This window comes from Psychroflexus montanilacus, from assembly GCF_020164535.1.
Classification (GTDB): domain Bacteria; phylum Bacteroidota; class Bacteroidia; order Flavobacteriales; family Flavobacteriaceae; genus Psychroflexus; species Psychroflexus montanilacus.
In genome coordinates, this window is record NZ_JAIQZC010000004.1 from 350,293 (window position 1) to 372,767 (window position 22,475).

At 37.3% G+C, this 22,475-nt stretch carries 21 protein-coding genes; 7 read left to right on the forward strand and 14 right to left on the reverse strand.

Annotation, left to right across the window (positions count from 1 at the left end; all coding sequences use genetic code 11):
• Positions 1–43 precede the first annotated feature (43 nt).
• The gene (locus LB454_RS12610) at positions 44–997 is read left to right on the forward strand and encodes an SPFH domain-containing protein (RefSeq protein ID WP_224465033.1); all 954 of its coding nucleotides are present in this window, start codon (positions 44–46) and stop codon (positions 995–997) included.
• Between the two features lie 79 nt (positions 998–1,076).
• Here the strand turns inward: LB454_RS12610 and LB454_RS12615 are convergent, their stop codons facing one another.
• The 4 genes from LB454_RS12615 to LB454_RS12630 form a co-directional block, all read right to left on the reverse strand.
• Positions 1,077–1,292: a DUF6327 family protein gene (locus LB454_RS12615; protein ID WP_224465034.1), complete on the reverse strand. Its 216-nt coding sequence runs from the start codon at positions 1,290–1,292 to the stop codon at positions 1,077–1,079.
• Positions 1,289–1,693, reverse strand: coding sequence for a hypothetical protein (locus tag LB454_RS12620; RefSeq protein WP_224465035.1), 405 nt, complete (start codon positions 1,691–1,693; stop codon positions 1,289–1,291). Before LB454_RS12620 ends, LB454_RS12615 begins: the two co-directional genes overlap by 4 nt.
• Before the next feature lie 16 nt (positions 1,694–1,709).
• The gene (locus tag LB454_RS12625) at positions 1,710–2,054 is read right to left on the reverse strand and encodes a YtxH domain-containing protein (RefSeq protein ID WP_224465036.1); all 345 of its coding nucleotides are present in this window, start codon (positions 2,052–2,054) and stop codon (positions 1,710–1,712) included.
• A 126-nt stretch (positions 2,055–2,180) separates the two neighbouring features.
• Positions 2,181–3,719 carry a glycine--tRNA ligase gene (locus LB454_RS12630; RefSeq protein WP_224465037.1) on the reverse strand — a complete coding sequence of 513 codons (1,539 nt, stop codon included), beginning with the start codon at positions 3,717–3,719 and terminating at the stop codon, positions 2,181–2,183.
• A gap of 131 nt (positions 3,720–3,850) precedes the next feature.
• On the opposite strand from LB454_RS12630, the gene LB454_RS12635 reads away from it, so the two are divergent.
• Positions 3,851–4,531 (forward strand): ComF family protein, encoded by a 681-nt coding sequence (locus LB454_RS12635; protein ID WP_224465038.1) that lies wholly within the window; start codon positions 3,851–3,853, stop codon positions 4,529–4,531.
• A 205-nt stretch (positions 4,532–4,736) separates the two neighbouring features.
• Complete coding sequence (locus tag LB454_RS12640; protein WP_224465039.1) at positions 4,737–6,347, forward strand: Ig-like domain-containing protein; 1,611 nt, start codon at positions 4,737–4,739, stop codon at positions 6,345–6,347.
• Here LB454_RS12640 and LB454_RS12645 read toward each other — a convergent pair.
• Together LB454_RS12645 and LB454_RS12650 are read right to left on the reverse strand one after the other, a co-directional pair.
• Complete coding sequence (locus tag LB454_RS12645) at positions 6,334–7,110, reverse strand: amidohydrolase (RefSeq protein WP_224465040.1); 777 nt, start codon at positions 7,108–7,110, stop codon at positions 6,334–6,336. The genes LB454_RS12640 and LB454_RS12645 overlap by 14 nt on opposite strands.
• Before the next feature lie 395 nt (positions 7,111–7,505).
• The gene (locus LB454_RS12650) at positions 7,506–7,673 is read right to left on the reverse strand and encodes a hypothetical protein (protein ID WP_224465041.1); all 168 of its coding nucleotides are present in this window, start codon (positions 7,671–7,673) and stop codon (positions 7,506–7,508) included.
• A 174-nt stretch (positions 7,674–7,847) separates the two neighbouring features.
• Here LB454_RS12650 and LB454_RS12655 point away from each other — a divergent pair, with 174 nt between their 5' ends.
• Together LB454_RS12655 and LB454_RS12660 are read left to right on the forward strand one after the other, a co-directional pair.
• Entirely contained in the window at positions 7,848–8,075 is a 228-nt protein-coding gene (locus tag LB454_RS12655) for a DUF433 domain-containing protein (RefSeq protein WP_224465042.1), read from the forward strand.
• Entirely contained in the window at positions 8,072–8,416 is a 345-nt protein-coding gene (locus LB454_RS12660; protein WP_224465043.1) for a DUF5615 family PIN-like protein, read from the forward strand. The genes LB454_RS12655 and LB454_RS12660 overlap by 4 nt, the downstream gene beginning before the upstream one ends.
• Before the next feature lie 151 nt (positions 8,417–8,567).
• Here LB454_RS12660 and LB454_RS12665 read toward each other — a convergent pair whose 3' ends face one another.
• On the reverse strand, positions 8,568–9,437 hold the full coding sequence (locus tag LB454_RS12665; protein ID WP_224465044.1) for a ChaN family lipoprotein: 870 nt from the start codon (positions 9,435–9,437) through the stop codon (positions 8,568–8,570).
• Positions 9,438–9,533: 96 nt separating this feature from the next.
• On the opposite strand from LB454_RS12665, the gene LB454_RS12670 reads away from it, so the two are divergent.
• Positions 9,534–11,891, forward strand: coding sequence for a S9 family peptidase (locus tag LB454_RS12670; RefSeq protein WP_224465045.1), 2,358 nt, complete (start codon positions 9,534–9,536; stop codon positions 11,889–11,891).
• A 557-nt stretch (positions 11,892–12,448) separates the two neighbouring features.
• Here LB454_RS12670 and LB454_RS12675 read toward each other — a convergent pair.
• From LB454_RS12675 to LB454_RS12695, 5 genes are all read right to left on the reverse strand, one after another.
• Positions 12,449–12,646, reverse strand: coding sequence for a hypothetical protein (locus LB454_RS12675; protein ID WP_224465046.1), 198 nt, complete (start codon positions 12,644–12,646; stop codon positions 12,449–12,451).
• A gap of 1,019 nt (positions 12,647–13,665) precedes the next feature.
• Positions 13,666–15,240: a Ppx/GppA phosphatase family protein gene (locus tag LB454_RS12680; RefSeq protein WP_224465047.1), complete on the reverse strand. Its 1,575-nt coding sequence runs from the start codon at positions 15,238–15,240 to the stop codon at positions 13,666–13,668.
• 186 nt (positions 15,241–15,426) lie between these two features.
• Positions 15,427–17,481: a M13 family metallopeptidase gene (locus LB454_RS12685; RefSeq protein WP_224465048.1), complete on the reverse strand. Its 2,055-nt coding sequence runs from the start codon at positions 17,479–17,481 to the stop codon at positions 15,427–15,429.
• Positions 17,482–17,534: 53 nt separating this feature from the next.
• Positions 17,535–18,020: a nuclear transport factor 2 family protein gene (locus tag LB454_RS12690; protein WP_224465049.1), complete on the reverse strand. Its 486-nt coding sequence runs from the start codon at positions 18,018–18,020 to the stop codon at positions 17,535–17,537.
• Positions 18,021–18,032: 12 nt separating this feature from the next.
• Positions 18,033–18,557, reverse strand: a complete 525-nt coding sequence (locus LB454_RS12695; RefSeq protein ID WP_224465050.1) for a hypothetical protein — start codon at positions 18,555–18,557, stop codon at positions 18,033–18,035.
• Between the two features lie 113 nt (positions 18,558–18,670).
• On the opposite strand from LB454_RS12695, the gene LB454_RS12700 reads away from it, so the two are divergent.
• Positions 18,671–19,627: an NAD-dependent epimerase/dehydratase family protein gene (locus LB454_RS12700; RefSeq protein WP_224465051.1), complete on the forward strand. Its 957-nt coding sequence runs from the start codon at positions 18,671–18,673 to the stop codon at positions 19,625–19,627.
• Between the two features lie 81 nt (positions 19,628–19,708).
• On the opposite strand, the gene LB454_RS12705 is transcribed toward LB454_RS12700, so the two are convergent.
• Positions 19,709–20,455, reverse strand: a complete 747-nt coding sequence (locus tag LB454_RS12705) for a succinate dehydrogenase/fumarate reductase iron-sulfur subunit (RefSeq protein ID WP_224465052.1) — start codon at positions 20,453–20,455, stop codon at positions 19,709–19,711.
• Between the two features lie 7 nt (positions 20,456–20,462).
• A complete protein-coding gene (locus LB454_RS12710; RefSeq protein WP_224465053.1) occupies positions 20,463–22,466 on the reverse strand; it encodes a fumarate reductase/succinate dehydrogenase flavoprotein subunit in 2,004 nt (667 codons plus the stop codon).
• Positions 22,467–22,475 lie beyond the last annotated feature (9 nt).

The window sequence follows — 22,475 nt, forward strand, 5'->3', positions numbered from 1 at the left end:
AAGTCAAATGTTCTACTTTTAGTAACTAATTAAATCAAAAATTATGGGTTCTTTCGTAAGTATTTTTATAGTGGTGATTGTATTCTTCATCATTTTAAGCGGCATTTTTACAGTAAAACAACAAACAGCAGCACTTGTGGAACGTTTTGGACGTTTTCAAGTCATGAGAAACTCAGGCTTACATTTCAAAATTCCGCTAGTGGATAAAATTGCAGGACGAATCAATTTGAAAATTCAGCAGCTGGACGTTATCATAGAAACTAAAACGAAAGACGATGTCTTTGTTCAGCTCAAAGTTTCGGTTCAATACCAGGTGACGAGATCCAAAATTTATGATGCGTTTTACAAGCTTGAAAGTCCTAGTGCTCAAATTACTTCTTATGTCTTTGACGTTGTACGGGCTGAAGTTCCAAAAATGAAATTGGATGATGTCTTTGAGCGTAAAGATGATATTGCCAATGCAGTAAAGCTTGAGCTTAATGATGCGATGCTGGATTATGGGTATGACATCATTAGAACCCTGGTGACGGATATTGATCCAGACCAAAAGGTAAAAGACTCGATGAACAGAATTAATGCCTCAGAGCGTGAAAAAGTGGCCGCAGAGTTTGAAGGAGAAGCCGAGCGCATCAAGATTGTAGCCGTAGCCAGAGCAGAAGCTGAAAGTAAACGATTACAAGGGCAGGGTATCGCCGACCAGCGTAGAGAAATTGCCAGAGGTTTGGAAGAAAGTGTGGAAGTATTGAATAATGTGGGTATCAACTCACAGGAAGCTTCAGCTTTGATTGTAGTGACGCAACATTATGATACGTTACAGTCGGTAGGTAGTCAATCCAACTCCAACCTGATCTTGTTGCCAAACGCACCAGAAGCTGGTAGCAATATGTTGAATGATATGATTGCTTCCTTTACAGCTTCCAGCCAGATTGGTGAAGAGATGAAGAAGCAAAATGAACGCAAAGCCGCTTCAGAAGGAGATGATCCAAAGAAGAAATAACTTTAGAGTTTTATTCAATTAAAAAAGGCTTGGAAGATTTATTTTCCAAGCCTTTTCTATTGTAATAGTTTAATAACTGTTATAATCCAAACTTTCTTAAAATCTGACTACCAATCCTGGCATAAATTGCTTTTTGTCCTAAATATGAAGCTGTTTCCGCTACAATATTGGTAAAAGAAAAAGCTCTTCTTAGATAAACTAAATCAATATTTGCTTTCTGCTTACTTATCTCAGCTTCAAGCTTTAAGATTTTTAAATCCTTATCAAGTTCTTTAAATGAATTATACTTTTTCATCGGTCGTTAGATTCGGTGTGTTCTAATTCTTTTTTAAGTTCTTCCTCTATGTCATCACCAGCATTTAAAACTTTATTTAAAAAACTAAAAATGGGTTTTTCCAATAGTTTTTTTCCGAAGATGCTAACAAAAATTAGCATTATGATATAGAATCCTCCAATCACAAAAAAACCATAAGAAACAGAGCCTAAATGATTACCAATAAGGAAAGATAAGCCTAAGGATACAAAAAACAGAATCAATATTAAAATTCCAATTTTAAGCACGAGTTGACCTCCTGTAACCAAACTTAATGCAGTTTTCTTTAAAAGGTCTAACTTATAATAATCTATGGAATGATTAATTGCCTCTTTGGTGTCTTGAGTCAGATTTTCAAAATGATTTCCTATAGAATTCCCCATAAAGGATTATAAAGTATTATTTCTTTTTCAATTCTTTTTGAAGCTCAGCATTTTTCTTTCTTAGTTCTCCAAGTTCTCCTTCAAGCTTATTTAGCATATCATCTGCTTTATTATTCACATTGGAAAACGTTTGTTCTAACTTTTCTTCAATGCTTTTTTTAGCTTCCGAAGCAAAAGAATTCAATTGCGATGAAGTTTCTTTGTACTTTTTATTCAGGTTATCTTGAAGATGATCAGCTTCGTCTTTAAGTTGTTTTCTGGTTTTTTCACCGCTTTGTGGTGCGTATAATAAACCCAAACCTACTCCTACGGCTGTACCTGTTAAAAGTGCTAAAATTGTATTTCCTGTGTTATTTGCCATTTTACTTAATTTTTTAATTGGTTCAATACAAATTTAAAGCTTATTCAACGGCCTGCCTGTTAAAGCACGGTTAATAAATGGTTTAGCTCAGTTTAATCCTTAAAATATTTAATTTTTTTCTAAATTTTAAGAATCTAACCAATTTTTAAAATCGATATCTTTTTGAATAATAGATTTTACTTCAGTAATCGGAACACGTTTTTGTTCCATAGTATCTCTATGACGTATGGTTACACAATGGTCTTCTTTGGTGTCGTGATCTACTGTAATGCAAAATGGCGTTCCTGCGGCATCCTGTCTTCTGTAACGTCTGCCTACTGCATCTTTCTCATCATAAATAACGTTGAAGTCCCACTGTAAATCTTTCAATATTCCCTGAGCAATTTCTGGTAAACCATCTTTTTTGAGGAGTGGGAAGACAGCAGCTTTTACAGGCGCAAGGACAGAAGGTATTTTCAATACTGTTCTAGTACTTCCGTCTTCCAGCGTTTCGTCCTGCAAAGCGCTAGAAAACACCGCCAAAAACATTCTGTCTAATCCTATAGACGTCTCAATCACGTAAGGCACATAATTCTTACCTAATTCTGGATCGTAAAACTGAAGTTTTTTTCCGGATAGATTTTCATGAGCTTTCAGGTCGAAGTCTGTTCGGGAGTGAATCCCTTCCAGTTCTTTAAATCCAAAAGGGAAATTGAACTCAATATCTGTTGCTGCATTGGCATAGTGCGCCATCTTTTCGTGATCGTGAAATCTATAATTTTCTTCACCAAGACCCAAAGACTGATGCCACTTCGTTCTAATTTCTTTCCAGTGTTCAAACCATTTGAGTTCATCCCCTGGTCTTACAAAGTATTGCATTTCCATTTGTTCAAACTCACGCTGACGGAAAATAAATTGTCTGGCGACGATTTCATTTCTGAAGGCTTTACCTATTTGAGCAATGCCGAAAGGAATCTTCATACGCCCCGTTTTCTGGACATTGGCAAAGTTGACAAAAATACCTTGCGCTGTCTCTGGTCTGAGGTACAAATCTGAAGCCGATTCTGCAGAAGCACCAAGCTTAGTCCCAAACATCAAGTTGAATTGTTTTACGTTGGTCCAGTTTCTGGATCCACTGACAGGGCAGGCGATTTCCAGCTCTTCAATAAGGGCTTTCACATCGTCAAGATTTTCTTCTGTAAGCGATTTGGCTAAGCGGGAAAGTATCTCTTTGGATTGTGCTCTGTATTTGACCACTCGTGGATGCGTAGTGACAAATTCCTGTTCGTCAAATTTGTCTCCAAAGCGTTTTTTAGCCTTAGCAATTTCTTTTTGAGCCTTTTGCTCTATTTTTTCGACGTAGTCTTCTACCAGTACATCAGCCCTGTATCTTTTCTTGGAGTCCTTGTTGTCGATCATAGGATCGTTGAATGCATCTACATGCCCGGAAGCTTTCCAGGTGTTGGGATGCATTAGGATCGCGGCATCGAGGCCAACAATCTCTTCATGAAGCTGAACCATACTTTTCCACCAGTAAGCTTTGATGTTGTTTTTCAGTTCTACACCGTTTTGTCCGTAGTCGTAAACAGCGCTTAATCCATCATAGATTTCGCTGGAAGAAAAAATATACCCATACTCTTTGGCGTGGGATATTACCTGTTTGAATTTGTCTTGTTCTTGTGCCATAACGCAAAAGTAAAAAAACAAGGCTTTGTTTGATGTTTTCGAAGCTAAATTATTGATCGAATATCTATTGCAGAATATTATCCATACCGATGATTTTTTTATTAGCTTTAGTGTAACCAATTTATTATCAGATGCTTCAGGATTTTAAAAATTTTCTGTTCCCTAAACTTTGTGCTTGTTGTGAAGCTGTTCTTCTAAAAGAAGAGGTCCTGATTTGTACTTTCTGTAGAAATGAACTACCGCTTTATCCTAATTTTTTTGATGACGAACACGACTTGCATAAGATTTTATACGGACGAGTTTTAGTAGATGAGGCAGCAAGTTTGTTTTATTTTGAAAAGAAAGGAATTATTCAAAATTTAATCCACGACCTCAAATACAGGGGAAATAAAGAATTGAGTTATCATCTAGGAGAATGGCTTGGAGACACTCTAGTGGATGCGGGTTGGGCTTTAAAAATTGATACAGTCATTCCAGTTCCACTCCATAACAAGCGAATGCGTGAAAGGGGGTACAACCAAGTAGAAGGTTTTGGAAAGTCTATTGCTAAAAAACTTTCAGCAGACTATAATGATCGTCTTTTGAAAAGACGCTCCAATTCCAAAACTCAGGTTTTCAAGAATAGACTGGCCAGGTCTGAAGTTGTGCAAAATCATTTTTATGTGAATGATCATGCAGACTTCTCTTCTCAAAACATTTTGCTGGTGGATGACCTTGTGACAACTGGAGCTACTTTAGAGGCGTGTTATTTAGCATTAAAGGATGTGAGCATTCATAAGCTAAGCATTGCAACCATTGCAATAAGTAAATAATCAAAGAATGTTTGGATATAGATCAAAACTCAATCCTATTTTTGATGCAGAATTCGGAGGTTTTTTTAAGGCAGACAATTCAGAAATGCTTCGTTATTGGGATTAGTTCAACTAGCAAATTTCAGTAAGACAGGCTTCTGAAATTAGAGTTTCACTGAATAAAATTTATATTTTGTTGTTTCTTTGTACAAACTAAATTCTGGTTATGAAAATTCAAATTTTCAAATTCTTTATCTTTTTGGTTCTGGTGGTCTCAGTCTTTTCCTGTGCGCAAAGAGGTCGACCAGACGGCGGCCCTGTAGATACTACCCCGCCAAAGTTTGTAAGTTCAAATCCAGAAAATTACTCTACCAACTATAAAAGACAGCAAATCGTTATCAATTTTGATGAGTACATAAAATTGGAAGATCCACGACAGCAAATTTTCATTTCTCCCCCTATAGAACCTCGACCAAATATCTATCCTACTGGACCCGCAAGTCGATACGTGAGATTAGAAATCCCTAGAGATTCTCTGGAAGACAATACGACATATACTGTCAATTTTGGAAAAAGTATAGAAGATAATAATGAGGGGAATAAGCTTCCATACTTCAAATACGTTTTTTCAACCGGTGATTATGTCGACTCCCTGCAGGTAGAAGGCAACGTGTTTGATTCTTACAACAGAATTTCTGATGAGAATATTTCTGTGATGTTGTACCCTTTGGACTCTACCTATTCAGACTCAGTTGTGTATACCCAAATCCCGAGATACATTTCATTTGTGAGAGATTCTACGTCTTTGTTTAGCCTTGATAATTTGAAACCTGGCAACTATAAAATGGTGGCCATTTCTGATAAAAATAACAACTACAAATTTGATCCATCTCAAGATAAAATAGGCTTTGTAGAAGACACCGTAAAAATACCAACAGATAAATTATATGATATTTTGGTGTTTAAACAAGAGTTGGAGCCAAAAGCATTTAGACCCAAGCAGATTTCCAAACAACATTTCGAATTTGGATTTCAGGGTCGATTGGAAGATTTTAAAATCGATTTGATATCTGAAACAGATGAACCTTTTGAGGCCAAATATTTTAAAGATGAAGAAACCGATACGCTTCATTATTGGTACAAACCTTATCTTGAAAAAGACAGTTTACTTTTCGCATTCACCAATCAGGGAAAACTGGATACAGTTGAAATAAGACCTAAGCAAATCGAAGAAGATTCTTTAAAAATTTCAGAAGTCAAATCAGATAAAAACAAGCTTTTATCTGACTTTAAGCTGAAAGCCAATACCCCCATTACATCTTTTCAAAAGGATTCCATTCGCATGATGACCAAGGATTCCATTCCGGTGGATTTTGAGCTGGAAGTTGACACACTCTACAATCATCTGGTCTTCAAATTTGAAAAAGAAGAACAAACGTCTTATCAAATTGATTTATTTCCAGGAGCCATCACTGATTTTTTTGAGACTACAAATGATAGTTTAAATTACAAGTACGCTACTCGACCCTTATCAGATTTTGGAAACCTGACCTTAACCATTACCAATGTAGATGAGTTTCCAATTATAGTAGAACTTGTTGATGAAAAGGGAAAAGTAGAATCCTCAGTTTATGAAACCGAGTCAAATACCATTGATTTTAAGCTTATAAAACCTGGTTTTTACTACATCCGTTTGATTTATGACCTTAATGGCAATGGCAGATGGGATACGGGTAATTTCGTTGAAGGCATCAAACCGGAGCCTGTACTTTATGACAGCCAGCCAGTTGAAATAAGAGCAAACTGGGATGAGATTAACTCAATTATGTTATACTAAAGGGATCTTTATCTCGTAAAAATCCTAACTTTTCTCTCAGTTCACTAAGGTGAGACTTTTCCAGAGTAAGGCTTTGGATGGCTTCTTCTTCAGGATGATGATCGCTTAAACATTTGCCTAAAGCATCATATCCTGCAGAATGTCCAACGTAAGGAAACTCGTTCCCATCTATCCCCATAATGTTGAGGCCTATGCAATAGCTCATGTTTTCTACGGCTCTTGCCTGTAGGAGGATGTCCCAGGCAGCTACGCGTTTTTTGGGCCAGTTGGCAACGTAAATCAAGGCATCATAATCGTCTTTGTATCTTGCCCAAACGGGAAACCTAAGATCGTAACACACCAAAAGGCATAGTTTCCAGCCTTTGTAATCTACCACGCAGCGTTCGGTGCCTGGCGTATAAGTTTTATGCTCTCTGGCCAACGTAAATAAGTGTTTTTTGTCGTATTTGGCATATGAGCCGTCTGGCTTTACAAAAAACATGCGGTTATAAAACTTTTCGTTTTCTTTTACCATTGCACTTCCTGTAATGGCAGCCTCATATTTCCTGGCTTGAGCTTTCATCCAGTCCAAGACGACCTCAGCTTCTTCAGCATTGGCCTCCGCATTCATGGAAAATCCAGTGGTAAACATCTCTGGCAGAATGATCAACTCTGTATCTGATGGACACTCCGAAAGCTTCTGTTCAAAATGAAGTTTGTTGACCTTGGGATTTTCCCAGGTGAGTTCGGTTTGTATGTAGGTAATTCTTAAAGTTTCGCTCATGGTTCAAAATTAAACAAATAAGTTAACTCTAAAAATTGGCCCTGGCGTATTAGGGGTGAGGGATTTCACCAAGTATAACACCCTTTGCCTATCGGCATTTCCCTTAAGGGAAAACTTAAACATGAGTATAACCAAACTTAAACTTCTTCCCTTGAGGGAAGATTGAGATGGGTGTAATAAAGTGATAAAGCTGAAACTGATTTGACTCAAAAAAACCGCCTTGATGGGAGGCGGTTTATATCTAAATAAAGATTTATAATTAATCCCTTTAATTTATAACAAAATCTAATTTTTTGTGGGAATCAGATTTGTTTTTTCTTTTGGAGTTTCGATACCCCAAAGCTATTATTATAACTATTATTGAAATTAAATATCCTTTATTCATTTTAGCAAAATTATTTGGTCAACATACACCCTATTACAGTAAGCCCACCAACATGTGGATTAAAAACCGTGACTACACCAGCGGCTAGACCTAAAACCATACACCCATAATCTGATGTGGATGGTTTTTTTGACCAATCCCAATGGAAAATATCACCTTCACCTCTAATAATCTCCATTTGAGTTAATTCTAATTTTATAACAATAAGATTTCAGTTAATAACAAGCAAGTGTTTTGGATTTAAAATTGGGCTTTTGAAAACGATATTGTTTATGCTTTTATTTAATTTTATTGAAAGTTAAGTATAGTTTGCAATTCATAAAATATCGTATCTTTATAAAAAGACTTATTAATGATAGATTATAAACACATCATAACCATAGAGCCCGGTAAACGAGGAGGTAAACCTTGCATCCGTGGGATGAGAATAAGTGTTAATGATATTCTTACATGGCTTGCCTCTGGAATGACGGTAAAAGATATTTTAGAGGATTTTGATGAGTTGACAGACCAAGATATTTATGCAGCATTAAGCTATGCGGCTGATAGAGAGAATAAAATTTATCAAATAGCTATATGAGATTTTTGTTTGATCAAAATATATCTCATCGTATTTTAAAATGTTTACCTGAAAACTATTCTGACTCTACTACTGTAAAAAAAGAGGGATTAATTAATGCCACTGATATAGAACTATGGGAGTATGCAAAAACTAAGGCATATATTATAGTTACACAAGACTCAGATTTTAATGATTTAAATTCTCTTTATGGCTTTCCTCCCAAAATCATTTGGATAAGAACGGGGAATATAAAAACACAATCTATCGCTGATATATTGTTAGATTATCATGTTGAAATCTCTATGTTTATTTCAGATGACAATTATGGATGTTTTGAAATATTCAAGATAAAACCTTAATTTTAAATTGGGATTGGCGTTGATTTTATAAAAAAGAAAAACCGCCTTGGTGGGTCAGTTTTTGTAATCCATGCAATCAATAAATATTAATACCAATTTATAAAAACATACAGCTTCAAACAACCCCTCCATTCCTTAAATTCTCCTTACTTCAATAGGTTTTAGTCATATCTTCATCTACAACAATCATAAAATTGGCTTTGTTATGATGTTCCTCTTCCAGATTATTCAGATCCTCTTGTTCTACCGTAGAAATGGTGAGAACATCCACATCATCATTATACGTTTTTAAGTACCAGTAAATGCCTTCAAAATCGTTGGAATGGTAGCTACCGTTGAGGTGAAAAAACACCTGATTGGGTTGTAAATTCTTCAGAATAAAATGGGCCATGGTCGCATCTTTTATGGCTTGTGCTTTTACGAGGTTTTCCCCGCCGTGACCACCCATCATGTCCAGCATATTTTGGTAGGAATCCAGTTCAATATCAAATGGAATGGGCAAAGGTGCGATCCAGGCATACTCTTCTGCCGGTAGCGAATCCAATGCTGAAAATCCTCCTTCTTTATACACTTTTGTCGCATAAGGGCGAGGAATATTGGTGGCGACGAAAGGCGTTGAGGTAGATTTTGCAAATTCAATAACAGGTTTATAATCGGTTGCATAGTTGCTCCACACTCTTGCTTTTTTTCTGAATTCATTTTCATTTATACTATCGTTTAGATAAAGATCTAAAGCCTTTTGGGTGTCGGTTTCAAACATTTCTGCACCAATCACGAGATGGATACTGTCTGTTTTTAAATCTGAAACCAGTTCAAACTGAAGCCAGTGCGAGATTGGATTGTTATGGAACTCACCAAACAAGACGACATCTGTTTTGGAAATGCTGTCCAAAATACTTTGATAACTGATTTTATCTCCTTTTTGATTGTATAGCTCGAAGGCCTTTTTGTCTTGAGAAAAGCTGCTTGCTGAGTAGATCATCAACAACAGCATTAAACTTATACTAGAAATTTTGGTCATAGCACTATGTTTTCGGCTTAAAGTTAGCAAGATTTCAACTCTTACCTTTAGACCAAAACCTATTATATTTGATTATTCTCAAAAAACAATATTACCATGACTTTAGCATTACGTATTCTCTTTGTTGCTTTATTTTTAAGTGTTTCGGCAGTTGCCCAATCTCAGTTATCTGTCAAAAAAATCATGCAGGATCCCAACTGGATGGGAACTTTCCCCTCTGGCATCCAATGGAATGAGCAGTCCAATACCATTTACTTTGATTACAATCCAGAGCAGAATGTAGCTGATTCCTTATACAAAATCCGCTTATCCAATTCATCGCAAATAGAAAAGGTAAGTCTAGAGGAAAGAAAAGCCAGGGTTTCTCCATACGGAGATTACAATGACAAGCGGACACAAAAACTGTTTACCAAATCTGGAGACTTATATCTTCATGATGTCAAAAAGAATAAAACAGAACTGGTTTTAGATTTGGGTGAATCCATTCAAAACCCAAAGTTTATAACCGATTCTGAATATGCGTTTATCAGCAATAATAACCTTTATATTTATAATGTAAAGCAGGGGCAAATTCAGAAGAAAACCAACATATTATCCGGTAGTTCCAATGACAAAACCTCTAAAAAATCTGAGAAAAACCAATGGATAGAGGATGAAAACTTGAGTTTACTTGAAGAAGTCAGAACTCAAAAAGAGACCAGTGAATTAAGGGATAAAAATCGAGAATTATTGACCGATGAGGAATACACGTTTTACCTGGACAAGCAGAGAGCATTCAATTTTGATATAAGTGAAACAGGACAATTCCTGACTTTTCAAACTTACCAGCCCGATTCACCAGAAAACACTATCGTTCCCAATTATGTCGACGCATCGGGATACACCGAACCACTGAATACGAGAAGCAAAGTCGGCGATCAAACGGCCCAAAGAGATCTATACCTGTATCATATTCAGAAGGATACCGTATTTAAAATTGATGTGTCTTCCCTGCCTGGCATTACCGATTTGCCAACATACACTGAAGATTATCCAGATAGAGAATGGGAAGAAAAGGAAAGAGCGGTAAGTTTTTCTAGTGTAGAATTTTCATCCAACGATCAACACGCCGTCGTTTCCATAAGAGCCCAGGACAATAAAGACCGCTGGATTGCTCTTCTGAATTTGAATACAGGAAGTTTGGAGAATTTGGACAGACAACATGATGAAGCGTGGATTGCAGGACCAGGCATAGGCAGTTATTACGGTGGCGGAACTTTAGGCTGGCTGGCCGACGATACACACGTTTACTTTCAGTCTGAAGCAACGGGTTATTCACATTTATACCTCCATAATGTTGAAAACAACACTCAAAAGCAGTTGACTAAAGGCGATTATGAAGTCTTTAATCCGCAACTGTCCAATGATAAAAAATCCTGGTATTTCAGCTCTTCTGAAGTGCATCCTGGTGAACGTCATTTCTATAAAATGCCGGTTATGGGAGGAAAAGCTACGCAGTTGACGTCTATGGAAGGTAAAAACAGCGTGATCTTATCTCCAGATGAAAAGCAAATGGCGATTGTATTTTCCAATTCGAATACGCCAGAAGAATTGTATCTAAAGAAAACAAAAGCCAATGCGGAGGCCAAGCAACTTACAGACGGTCAGTCTGAAGCTTTCGAAGCCTACAACTGGAGAACGCCCGAACTAATCCAATTTGAAGCTGAAGACGGCGCTAAACCTTATGCCAGATTATATAAGCCAGAAGAAAGCGTCAACAAGAACGCAGCCGTCATTTTTGTGCATGGAGCGGGTTATTTGCAAAACGCACACAAGTGGTGGTCGAGTTACTTCAGAGAATATATGTTTCATAATTTGTTAACTGATTTGGGCTACACCGTTTTGGATATCGATTACCGAGGAAGTGCCGGTTATGGCAGAGACTGGCGAACAGGCATCTACCGTCACATGGGCGGTAAAGATTTGTCCGACCAAGTCGATGGAGCCAACTACCTGGTTGAAAACCACGGCGTCAATCCAGAAAAAATAGGAATATACGGAGGAAGCTATGGTGGATTCATCACCTTGATGGGAATGTTTAATGAACCGGAGACCTTTGCTGCTGGTGCTGCCTTAAGATCTGTGACCGATTGGGCGCATTACAATCATGGGTATACCTCCAATATACTTAATGAACCACATCTCGACCCAGAAGCCTATAGAAAATCCTCACCTATCTACTTTGCTGAGGGACTGGAAGGGCATTTGCTCATCGCTCATGGAATGATAGATACCAATGTGCATTTTCAAGACGTCGTCAGGCTTTCTCAACGCCTTATTGAGCTTGAAAAGGAAAACTGGGAAATGGCAGTGTATCCTATAGAAAATCACGGCTTTACCCAGCCTAGTAGCTGGACGGATGAGTACAGACGAATACTGAAGTTGTTTGAAGATACGATTGGGAATGCCCCCTAGCCCCCAAAGGGGGAATTTTATCCAGATACCAGACATTAAATGTAAAAAAGGACAGAAGAAACAAGATTCAGGAAACAGGACAATTCAAACCTCTAAAAGTATATAGTGTACCTGACGGCACGCTGGCTTAGTTGATGCTTTAGGTTTTATCAATGTTTAGTCTCTAAAGGGACAAGTTGGACGTTTTTTTATTTAGCTAAAAGTTTAGAGATTTTATTAGCTCTGTCGTTGACTTTAGAAAAATAAAAACCGTCTTGGTGAGAGGTGGTTTATCCTTTTCTGATTTAAAACTAGATGAAAAATTAATCAAGTTAATTTAGTACGATGGACTAATAGAAAAGTCTATAACTATGTAAATTATAGACTTTAAAAATAATTATTGTTAAGAGGAACTATTAAATTAATTATTGCTTTTAAATAATTTTTTTCTATTCTCATAAATAATCAACACTATTAAAATAAATATAACATATGAAATAGCAAAATAATAATTTATAAAAAGCAGAGGTCCACTGGGTAATAAAAATAAAAATCTACGTAAATAATTATTCATAATATTAAAATTCATACCATGCTTGAGAGCCAGCATCGTCACCATCACAACTTGAAAATAAGCATGCTGCACTAGCAGCAATGCCAGCAGGTGCAAACACTATCCCCATTAGAGTTGAAGCACCCCAACAAGCAACATTATTAAAACATAATTCGCCTCCCCCTTGCACTTTTTCCATCTGAGTTAATTCTAAATTTTTCATAATTATAAGTATTAAGTTAGTGCCAAGCAAGTTTTTAGGATTTAAAAATTGGGCTTGGCGTTACAGTGGTTAGGAATTACAACACTTATAACACCCTTTGCCTATCGGCATAATGCATTCCTCTCGTTCCACTTGTGATGCTAGAAGGGAAATGTTCTCAGTAAGTCTCCTCCCTTGAGGGAGGATTAAGGAGGGTGTTTGTTGATAGTCTTAACGTCAATTTCTACCCAAACCACCTTTATGCATCTAGATCTTGGTCTGGACTTTTGAAAAATAAAAACCGTCTTGGTGAGAGGTGGTTTATCCTTTTTTGATTTAAAACTAGATGAAAAATTAATCAAGTTAATTTAGTACGATAGAGTAATAAAAAAGTCTATAACTATGTAAATTATAGACTTTAAAAATAATTATTGTTAAGAGAAACTATTAAATTAATTATTGCTTTTAAATAATTTTTTTCTATTCTCATAAAAATAAATTCCTATGTTAACTAGAATTAAATAAATCATGGCAATTTTATTACCAATAATTAAAAATAAAGGTATTGTTGGTAATATAAAAATTAATCTTCTTTCTATCTTTTTCATTATATAAAAGTTATCACGACCATTCTGTACCAGCACCTGTTTCAAAACCATATTCCATAAGAAAAGTGCAAGTAATTGCTCTTTGCCACACTTACGATAATTGGAGCAAAAAAGCCTGCATTAAGAGCAATTGTAACACACGCTACATCGTTAAAACAAGGACCATTACCTTTTACACTCTCCATCTGAGTTAATTCCAAATTTTTCATAAACATAAGTTTTTAGTTAATGCCAAACAAGTGCTGAGTAGAACTCGACCCTCCTCGAAAAGCTACGGAAGTAGAAAATTTCTTGGTTTGCGGGATTTAAAATTGGTCTTAGCGAAGCTTCAGAAAAAGAAAAACTGTCTTGGTTGGAAGCGGTGATGTAAAATTCTGGACATTGAAACATATTTTAAGTCAATGCTAATCTAGGATGATATATGGTGCTGCCTTATTTTCCTTCTGAAAAAACCTTTATTGTTTTTCCGATTAGGTTTTCAAGGAGATCCGCTTTGCGGAGAGTTCCCCAGATTTCAAGTTCAGGGTCTGCCTGGGTCGTGATACGCAGGTGGACGGTTTCATCTTTATGCTCGATTTCCAGTTTTTGCACATTTTGATAATGACTTCTATCCAAACCATCGGCAATCCTTAAGATTGCAGACAGCTTTTTAACTCGTTTTCGGTTGGTTTTGTTTAATTTTCTGTACCGCTTATGGCGTTTATGCGGTGCAGATTTTCTATGATACCGGGCTACATTGGCCATGATATTGATTTCATCCTCTTTAAACCCAAGCAAATCTGAATATCGTATGAGATAAAGCGCATGCTTATGGTGCTTTCGATAGGAGATATAATAACCGATATCATGCAGTAAAGCCGCAAATTCCAGTAACTCCCTGTCCGATTCTTTTAACTTTAATTCCAGCTTAAACTCATCAAAAAGTTGAAGCGCAAAACGAGCAACATGTTGGGAATGTGCTTCCGCCCAGTTGCATTTACGAAGTAATTCAAAAACACTTCGTCGGCGTGGGTCTTTGAAATTGGCGATGAGGTCCAGGTTAAGCTGTTCTTTTTTGGTAGTGATAAAATTCATGATCATCCCTTCCCTGAGGGCCGCTTCTGATATTTTAATCGTTTCAAGTTTCAGCTCATCCACAAGAAAATTCACTAAAACCATCCCAGGATTAATGATATCAACTCTTTTCTCTTCTAAGCCTTTTTGATCAAGTCGCTGCTTCTTATCCAGTTTGATAAAGTTGGTGTATAAGCCCTTAAAATCAACGCTGCTAAATTCAAGTTCATTTAGACTCATCTTGGTTGGAAGGGAGTTTTTATGGGCTACCATTTCAGCAATATTTTCCATAGTTCCAGAAGAGCCAATGATGGTTTTTACATGATGTTCTTTGGCCAGTTCTAGGACTTCGGCAAGTTCCTCTCTATAGTGCTTTTGTAAGTGATCAATTTCTTTGTCTTCAATTGGGTCTGAATTTACAAAGGCAGCAGCCATACGAGCGACCCCCAGTTTTAAACTATTATAATAGATAAACTTTTGATGATTGCCAATGATAAATTCAACACTTCCACCACCGATATCGGCCATAAGTACCATTTCATCTTTTAAATCAATACTGTATCTAATGGCTATACCAATCAATTCGGCCTCTATTTTTCCAGAAATAGCCCGAATTCTAATCCCTGTTTCTTCTTCAGCCTCTTTAATAAAATCACCTCCATTTTCAGCTTCCCGAATAGCACTCGTGGCATAGGCCAGAATGGTTTCGACATGATGGCTGTCGCACAAAAACTTTATTCTTTTCAGCGCTTCTAATCCACGATCCATAGCGTCGCGGCTCAATCTGTCTTCCAGTCCTTTTTCGGCCAGGATAACCATTTCTTTGAGCTTATTTACTGTACGGAAACTACCATCGGGATAAATATCTACCAGAACGGCATGAAAAGAGTTGGTACCCAGATCTATGGCGGCAATGCGCTTGGTTGCCTCAGAATTAGAAGAATTGTCGCTCATTTTTAAATTTTATGTTTGAAAATGAATACTCAATCTTCTAATATAAATAATTTTTAACTAGTGTTTGGAATCGAATATTTCAGAAGTAATTTGATGTGTTTTTTTGAAAACGATCAATTAAAAAGCGGTTACAACTTTTGTTGTAACCGCTTTTTTGGTTATGATATCAGGTTATTAAACCTCAAGTTACCAAATTCTGACTCTTTCTTCTGGAGCGATATAGAGTTTATCTCCTTCTTTTACGTCGAAGGCTTCATAGAAGGCATCCACGTTTTGTAAAGGCACATAAGCTCTGTATTGCCCAGGCGAGTGAGGGTCTGTTTTCACCTGAGTTCTCAAGGCTTCATCTCTTATCTTGGTTCTCCAGACCGTTGCCCACGACATAAAGAAGCGTTGCTCTGGCGTAAAACCATCGATTTTTCCTGGCTTTTCTTCATTTTCATAATGCAACATCAATCCGTCGTAGGCCCCTAAAACACCACCAAGATCACCAATATTTTCTCCAAGCGTAAATTTACCGTTGATGTAAGTACTGTCCAAAACTTCAATGCTGCTGTAAAGTTCTGCCAAGTCGTCTCCGCGTTCTGTGAACTTTTCAAGATCTTCATCAGACCACCAGTTTTTCAAGTTTCCATCTGCATCAAATCGAGCACCACTATCATCAAAGGCATGCGAAATTTCGTGACCAATCACAGCACCAATACCACCATAATTGACTGCAGCATCTGCTTTGTAATCGTAAAAAGGAGGCTGTAAAATGGCAGCAGGGAATACGATCTCGTTGTAAAGTGGGTTGAAGTAAGCATTTACTGTCTGTGGTGACATTCCCCATTCAGTCTTATCTACAGGCTCACCAATTTTACTTAGATCATCCCTATAATTCCAAAGAGAAACTGCCTGCATGTTTTCATAGAATGTTTTTTCTGAAGTTACATCCAAATCACCGTAATCTTTAAACTCATCTGGATAGCCTATTTTTACAGTGAATTTCTCAAGCTTCTCAATAGCTTTAGATTTAGTTTCATCTTGCATCCATTCCAGATTATTAATTCTGTTTTTGAAAGCAGTTATAACATTAGCCACCATATTTTCAGCTTTTTCTTTAGCCTCTGGCGGGAATTTTTGATCGACGTAGAGTTTTCCTACAGCTTCACCAATGCTCCCGTTAACCACAGAAAGGGCTCTTTCATCTAAAGGTCTTTGCGCTTTTGCACCACTTAGAGTTTTGCTATAAAATTCCCAGTTGGTCGTCGCAATTTCAGTAGACAGTTGATTGGCTGCAGAATTGATAGTAGACCACATCATCAAAGTCTTAAGGTCTTCCAGATCTGTTTCGGCCATAACTTGATCTAAGGTTTCCATATACTTGGGTTCCATCACCAATACTGTATCTGGCAAGTTTTCGATGCCAAGATCTGTCATGTAAGTTTTAAGGTCGATGTTTTTAGTCACCGTAGTCAGATCACTTACTGCATAGCGGTTGTTGAAGTTTCTAAAGTCTCTCCTGGATACTTTATCCAATCTAGGTTCGGCGAGTTCTGTTTCTAATTTTAAAACGGTTTCTGCTTTAAATTTTGCATCTTCTTTAGATCCGCCGAAGTAAGCCAACATCTTTACAATGTGATCTTTGTATTGTTCTCTTATTTCTTTGGACTTGTCGTCATCCTCCAAATAATAATCACGGTCTGGCAGTCCAAGGCTCCCAGTTCCAACATAAGCTACGTTGGTATTACTATCGTCCGGATCTGAATAGGCAGAAACGCCAAAAAACGGAGTTGAAATAGAGGTTGGCATTTCAGCCATCAATTTTTGGATATCTGCTTTGTTTTGAATTTCTTCTATACGGTCCAGCTTATCCATGATAGGATCTATTCCAGCTACATTTCTTGAAACAGTATCCATTATTGAATTAAATACTGAAATTGCTTTCCCTTGATCTGAAGCTTCTGAGTATTCGCCAGATTTTTCAGCTGATTTCAAAATTTCCAACACATCATCGTCTGTCGTTTTTCTTAAGATTTGAAAACCTCCCCAGGATGTTCTATCATCTGGAATTTCGTTCTCTTTCATCCAGCCTCCATTCACATAGCTGTAAAAATCATCTTGTGGGTTTACAGTGGTGTCCATGTATTGTAGAGCAATACCTCTGCTTTCTTCTGAAGTTTCTTTTTTGGAATCCTGGCAGGAAAAAAGCAATGTTGAAGCGCCAACAGCTACAAACATTAATTTTACTTTATTCATAATCGTCTATTTAATTTTGGTTAAAAATACATTTTTTTAAGCTGAAATGAAATTTAAGGCTGAGACTCTAAGTACACACGATCTAATTCTGATTTCTGTTGAACAAGCTCATCGACCAGAGCGTTAGGAACAGTTAGAGAAAGCACATAATGTCTAATCTTCCATTCACCATTAGTTTTCTGAAGGACTCCAGAGCCTCTGCATAAACCCATATGATCAGACTTTAAAACTTCATCAAACCAAGCAGTATTTCCAGCCTTATCCTGATAAATATTACGGTTAACAGACTCAAAAGTCCAGGCTTTTCCCGCATCAAAATATGGTTTAGAAAAACTTTTGAACTCCTCGTAATTCCAAACCTCTGATGCGTCCGAACCTACAAATACGGCGTTAGATGTCATTAAATTGAAATATGTATCAAAATCGGCTTCCGCTGCTGCAGTATGCCATTTGTCAATCGCCATTCCTAACTCCCTTTTTTGCGCATAAGCTGAAGTTATAAACAGCATAGAAAATATTAAAATTGTAGTGGTTTTCATAAACTTTTTGCTTTAGTCCATTACAGATTCTTCTGAAGTCTCCTCCATGATGAATACTTCATTTAACTGTATGTTGAGGTTATTAAAATCCAGTTTTAGTTCAGCGCTTAAGTCTTCGATTTCGGATGGATTTGGTTCAATCCTTTCAGAATTTTCCAAAAGTAATTTTGAATGCGTTACCAGTGTCTTAATCCTCGCCCTAATTGCATTAGTGTCAAACACCTTTGGTACTGTCTGTGACAAAGAATCAACAACGTTTTCGATTGTTGCCGAGTTGTCTATCACATCTAAAATAGTATATTCCTTTAGACGCTTGACTTCAGAATTGAGTGCGATATACATCATCCAACTCTCGGTTTCTTTCTGAGTTCTTTCCGACAGTTCAACCAGTCTGATACTATCAAGGTCAATTTTCTTTTGAAATTCAGTCAGATCTTCAGTTTCTTTTTCTTCATTTTTTTTCCCCTCTGAACAGGAAATACCTAAGCTTAATATTCCGAATAAGAACAAACTTGCCAATAGAGAATTTAGTTTCATCTTAAATTATTTTCAAACCAAATGTAGAGGTTGAATCTTTAAGTTTTTCATAATTACGATTTTTTTATTCTCAGATGTATTTCAAAGCTTAAATTTGAAGAAAATTTAAAAATATGCCTTCTAAGATATTAATTGTTGGAGCTTGTGGTCAGATAGGCTCAGAACTTACGCTTGCTTTGAGAGACATTCATGGTGAAAATGCCGTGATAGCAAGTGATATAAAAGCCCCAACTTCTCCAGAACTGTCTGGTGGTCCTTTTGAGATTCTTGATGCTACCGATTATGAAAGTTTCAAATCCATAGTGACTACACATGACATCGATACGGTTTATATGATGGCGGCTATGCTGAGTGGAACTGCAGAAAAATTTCCAGAAAAAGGCTGGGATCTGAATATGACTTCATTGTTCAATGTGTTGAATCTTGGGAAGGAAAATCTTATTAATAAGATATTTTGGCCATCGAGTATTGCTGTATTTGGACCAACTACTCCCAAAGTGGATACTCCTCAGCAAACCGTTATGGAGCCTACAACTGTGTATGGAATAAGCAAACAAGCAGGGGAACGCTGGTGTGCTTACTATCACAAACGCTATGGAGTAGATGTGAGAAGTATCCGTTATCCAGGCTTAATCAGTTATAAAACACCTCCTGGTGGCGGTACAACCGATTACGCTATTGAAATATTTCATGAAGCCTTGAAATCTCAGAAGTACACCTCATTTCTTTCTGCTGAAACAGCTTTGCCAATGATGTATATGGATGATGCTATACATGCTACGATTTCAATTATGGATGCTCCATCAGATTCAGTCAAAATAAGATCGTCTTATAACCTCGCAGGGGTTTCGTTTACCCCTGAAGAGTTATATAAGGAAATCAAAAAGCAAATTCCAGATTTTGAACTGGCATATGAAACTGATTTTAGACAAGCAATTGCAGATTCCTGGCCAAATAGTATTGATGATACTGAAGCCAGAACAGATTGGGGCTGGAGGCATGATTTTAACCTTGAAATGATAGTGAAAGAGATGCTAGAGGGTGTTAAATCATTGGAAGAAGTCAAGTAGCTTAAATTCTTAAATATTATCCATAAAAAAGCGTTTCAATTAATTGAAACGCTTTTTTTAATATAATCATCTATTTTACGCCTAGCTAAATACGCTAGCACTTAAGTATTCTCTGTTCAATCTTGCGATGTTTTCTAAGGAGATTCCTTTTGGGCATTCCACATAGCAAGCACCAGTATTGGTACAGTTACCAAAACCTTCTTTATCCATTTGGTTGACCATACTTATTACTCTTTCGTGAGCTTCCACTTCACCTTGTGGCAACAAAGCAAACTGGGACACTTTAGCCGAAGTAAATAGCATTGCACTTGCATTTTTACAAGCCGCAACACAGGCACCACATCCTATACAGGTAGCTGCGTAAAAAGAGTCGTCAGCATTTTGTTTTTCAATAGGTATAGAGTTTGCATCTTGTGTATTTCCTGAAGTATTTACAGAAATATATCCACCTGCATGCTGAATTCTGTCAAATGCAGATCTGTCGATCACTAAGTCTTTTACAACCGGGAAAGCTTTAGCTCTAAAAGGTTCAATAACAATCTCATCTCCATCCTTGAACTTTCTCATGTGCAACTGGCAGGTTGTTATTCTTCTATCTGGACCATGAGGCTCGCCATTGATTTGTAATGAGCAAGACCCGCAGATTCCTTCTCTACAGTCATGATCAAATTCAATTGGTTCAATGCCCTCATTTACCAAATTATTATTCAAAACATCCAGCATTTCCAAAAATGACATGTCACCGTCTATACCGTCGACGTCATAGTTTTGAAATCCTCCTTTTGCCTGAGCGTCTTCCTGACGCCATATTTTAAGTTTAAGCTTCATAATTCAATTATTTATAGCTTCTTGTTTTTAATTCAATATTTTCAAACTCTAACTGCTCCTTGTGGAGTTTGGCATCCCTTGGATTGCCTACATACTCCCAGGCAGAGACAAATCTAAAGTTTTCATCGTCTCTTAAGGCTTCTCCATCTTCAGTTTGATATTCTTCTCTGAAGTGTCCACCACAAGATTCATTTCGTTCTAAAGCATCTTTAGCAAACAATTCACCGAGTTCTAAGAAGTCAGCCACTCTTCCTGCTTTCTCAAGTTCAGCATTCTTGGTTTCTGCTTTTCCTGTTACTCTTACATTTGCCCAGAAATCGTCTCTCAGTTCTTTGATTTCTTCCATTGCTTCCTGAAGCTCTTTGGCATTACGAGACATACCACATTTGTCCCACATGATTTTACCTAACTTCTTATGGTAATAATCCACAGGATTTTTGCCTTTAGCGTCAAATAATCTCTGGATTCTATCTTTTACATCTTTTTCAGCAGCTTCAAATTCTTCGGTTTCTGTTGAAATTGCTCCAGTTCTAATATCTTCTGCCAGATAATCTCCTATAGTATATGGAAGAACAAAATATCCATCTGCCAGACCCTGCATCAAGGCAGAAGCTCCAAGTCGGTTGGCACCATGATCAGAGAAGTTCGCTTCTCCAGCGGCATAGCAGCCAGGGATTGTAGTCATCAAATTGTAATCTACCCAAAGACCTCCCATTGTGTAGTGTACTGCAGGGAAAATCATCATAGGTGTTTTGTATGGGTTTTGATCTGTAATTTTCTCGTACATCTCAAAAAGGTTACCATACTTAGATTCAACAACCTCTTCACCTAATTTTATAATTTCTTCTTTACTTGGATTTTTATGTCCTGAAGTAAAGGCTTTTTCTTTTCCGTAACGTTCGATAGCGGCTTTAAAGTCAAGGTAAACTGCTTGACCTGTTTTGTTTACCCCATAGCCAGCATCACAACGTTCTTTTGCTGCTCTTGAAGCCACATCACGAGGAACCAGATTACCAAATGCTGGATATCTTCTTTCCAAATAATAATCTCTGTCTTCTTCAGCGATTTCAGTAGGTTTCAATTTACCCTCACGGATCGCTTTGGCATCTTTTTCATGTTTAGGCACCCAAATACGTCCATCGTTTCTTAAGGATTCCGACATCAAAGTCAATTTGGACTGTAAGTCACCAGAAACAGGTATACATGTTGGGTGAATTTGTGTAAAGCATGGATTGGCGAAAAACGCACCTTTTCGGTGAGCTCTCCAGGCTGCCATCACGTTACTTCCCATAGCATTAGTAGATAGATAAAAAACGTTTCCATAACCACCTGAGGCTAGAACCACAGCGTGCGCAGAATGTCTTTCAATCTCACCTGTAACAAGGTTACGAGCTATAATACCTCTCGCTTTTCCATCTACAAGCACCAAATCCATCATTTCATGTCTGTTGAAGGATTGAATTTTACCACGGTTGATTTGTCTATTCATTGCAGAATAAGCACCGAGAAGTAATTGCTGTCCAGTCTGACCTTTAGCGTAAAACGTTCTTGACACCAATACGCCACCAAAAGAACGGTTATCTAGAAGTCCTCCGTATTCTCTGGCAAAAGGAACACCCTGAGCCACACACTGGTCTATGATGTTACTTGACACTTCAGCCAATCTGTAGACATTAGCTTCTCTAGATCTATAATCACCTCCTTTTACCGTATCGTAAAACAATCTATAATCGGAGTCACCGTCACCCTGATAGTTTTTGGAAGCATTGATTCCACCCTGAGCTGCAATAGAGTGGGCGCGACGTGGAGAATCCTGAAAACAAAATGTTTTCACATTGTAGCCGAGTTCTGCTAAAGTAGCAGCAGCACTTCCTCCAGCAAGTCCCGTACCCACAACGATAATATCTATATTACGTTTGTTGGCAGGATTGACGAGGTTAATTTCATTTTTATGTTTAGTCCATTTTTTTTCAATGGGACCTTCTGGTATTTTTGATTCTAAAACTGACATAATCCTTTC

Coding starts and splice junctions, on each gene's coding strand:
- LB454_RS12680 (WP_224465047.1), bottom strand. CDS start 15,240: ATGAGCGACAATTCTTCTAATTCTGAGGCAACCAAGCGCATTGCCGCC.
- LB454_RS12655 (WP_224465042.1), top strand. CDS start 7,848: ATGATAGATTATAAACACATCATAACCATAGAGCCCGGTAAACGAGGA.
- LB454_RS12670 (WP_224465045.1), top strand. CDS start 9,534: ATGACTTTAGCATTACGTATTCTCTTTGTTGCTTTATTTTTAAGTGTT.
- LB454_RS12690 (WP_224465049.1), bottom strand. CDS start 18,020: ATGAAAACCACTACAATTTTAATATTTTCTATGCTGTTTATAACTTCA.
- LB454_RS12635 (WP_224465038.1), top strand. CDS start 3,851: ATGCTTCAGGATTTTAAAAATTTTCTGTTCCCTAAACTTTGTGCTTGT.
- LB454_RS12610 (WP_224465033.1), top strand. CDS start 44: ATGGGTTCTTTCGTAAGTATTTTTATAGTGGTGATTGTATTCTTCATC.
- LB454_RS12625 (WP_224465036.1), bottom strand. CDS start 2,054: ATGGCAAATAACACAGGAAATACAATTTTAGCACTTTTAACAGGTACA.
- LB454_RS12650 (WP_224465041.1), bottom strand. CDS start 7,673: ATGGAGATTATTAGAGGTGAAGGTGATATTTTCCATTGGGATTGGTCA.
- LB454_RS12660 (WP_224465043.1), top strand. CDS start 8,072: ATGAGATTTTTGTTTGATCAAAATATATCTCATCGTATTTTAAAATGT.
- LB454_RS12630 (WP_224465037.1), bottom strand. CDS start 3,719: ATGGCACAAGAACAAGACAAATTCAAACAGGTAATATCCCACGCCAAA.
- LB454_RS12700 (WP_224465051.1), top strand. CDS start 18,671: ATGCCTTCTAAGATATTAATTGTTGGAGCTTGTGGTCAGATAGGCTCA.
- LB454_RS12685 (WP_224465048.1), bottom strand. CDS start 17,481: ATGAATAAAGTAAAATTAATGTTTGTAGCTGTTGGCGCTTCAACATTG.
- LB454_RS12705 (WP_224465052.1), bottom strand. CDS start 20,455: ATGAAGCTTAAACTTAAAATATGGCGTCAGGAAGACGCTCAGGCAAAA.
- LB454_RS12615 (WP_224465034.1), bottom strand. CDS start 1,292: ATGAAAAAGTATAATTCATTTAAAGAACTTGATAAGGATTTAAAAATC.
- LB454_RS12620 (WP_224465035.1), bottom strand. CDS start 1,693: ATGGGGAATTCTATAGGAAATCATTTTGAAAATCTGACTCAAGACACC.
- LB454_RS12640 (WP_224465039.1), top strand. CDS start 4,737: ATGAAAATTCAAATTTTCAAATTCTTTATCTTTTTGGTTCTGGTGGTC.
- LB454_RS12665 (WP_224465044.1), bottom strand. CDS start 9,437: ATGACCAAAATTTCTAGTATAAGTTTAATGCTGTTGTTGATGATCTAC.
- LB454_RS12645 (WP_224465040.1), bottom strand. CDS start 7,110: ATGAGCGAAACTTTAAGAATTACCTACATACAAACCGAACTCACCTGG.
- LB454_RS12675 (WP_224465046.1), bottom strand. CDS start 12,646: ATGAAAAATTTAGAATTAACTCAGATGGAAAAAGTGCAAGGGGGAGGC.
- LB454_RS12710 (WP_224465053.1), bottom strand. CDS start 22,466: ATGTCAGTTTTAGAATCAAAAATACCAGAAGGTCCCATTGAAAAAAAA.
- LB454_RS12695 (WP_224465050.1), bottom strand. CDS start 18,557: ATGAAACTAAATTCTCTATTGGCAAGTTTGTTCTTATTCGGAATATTA.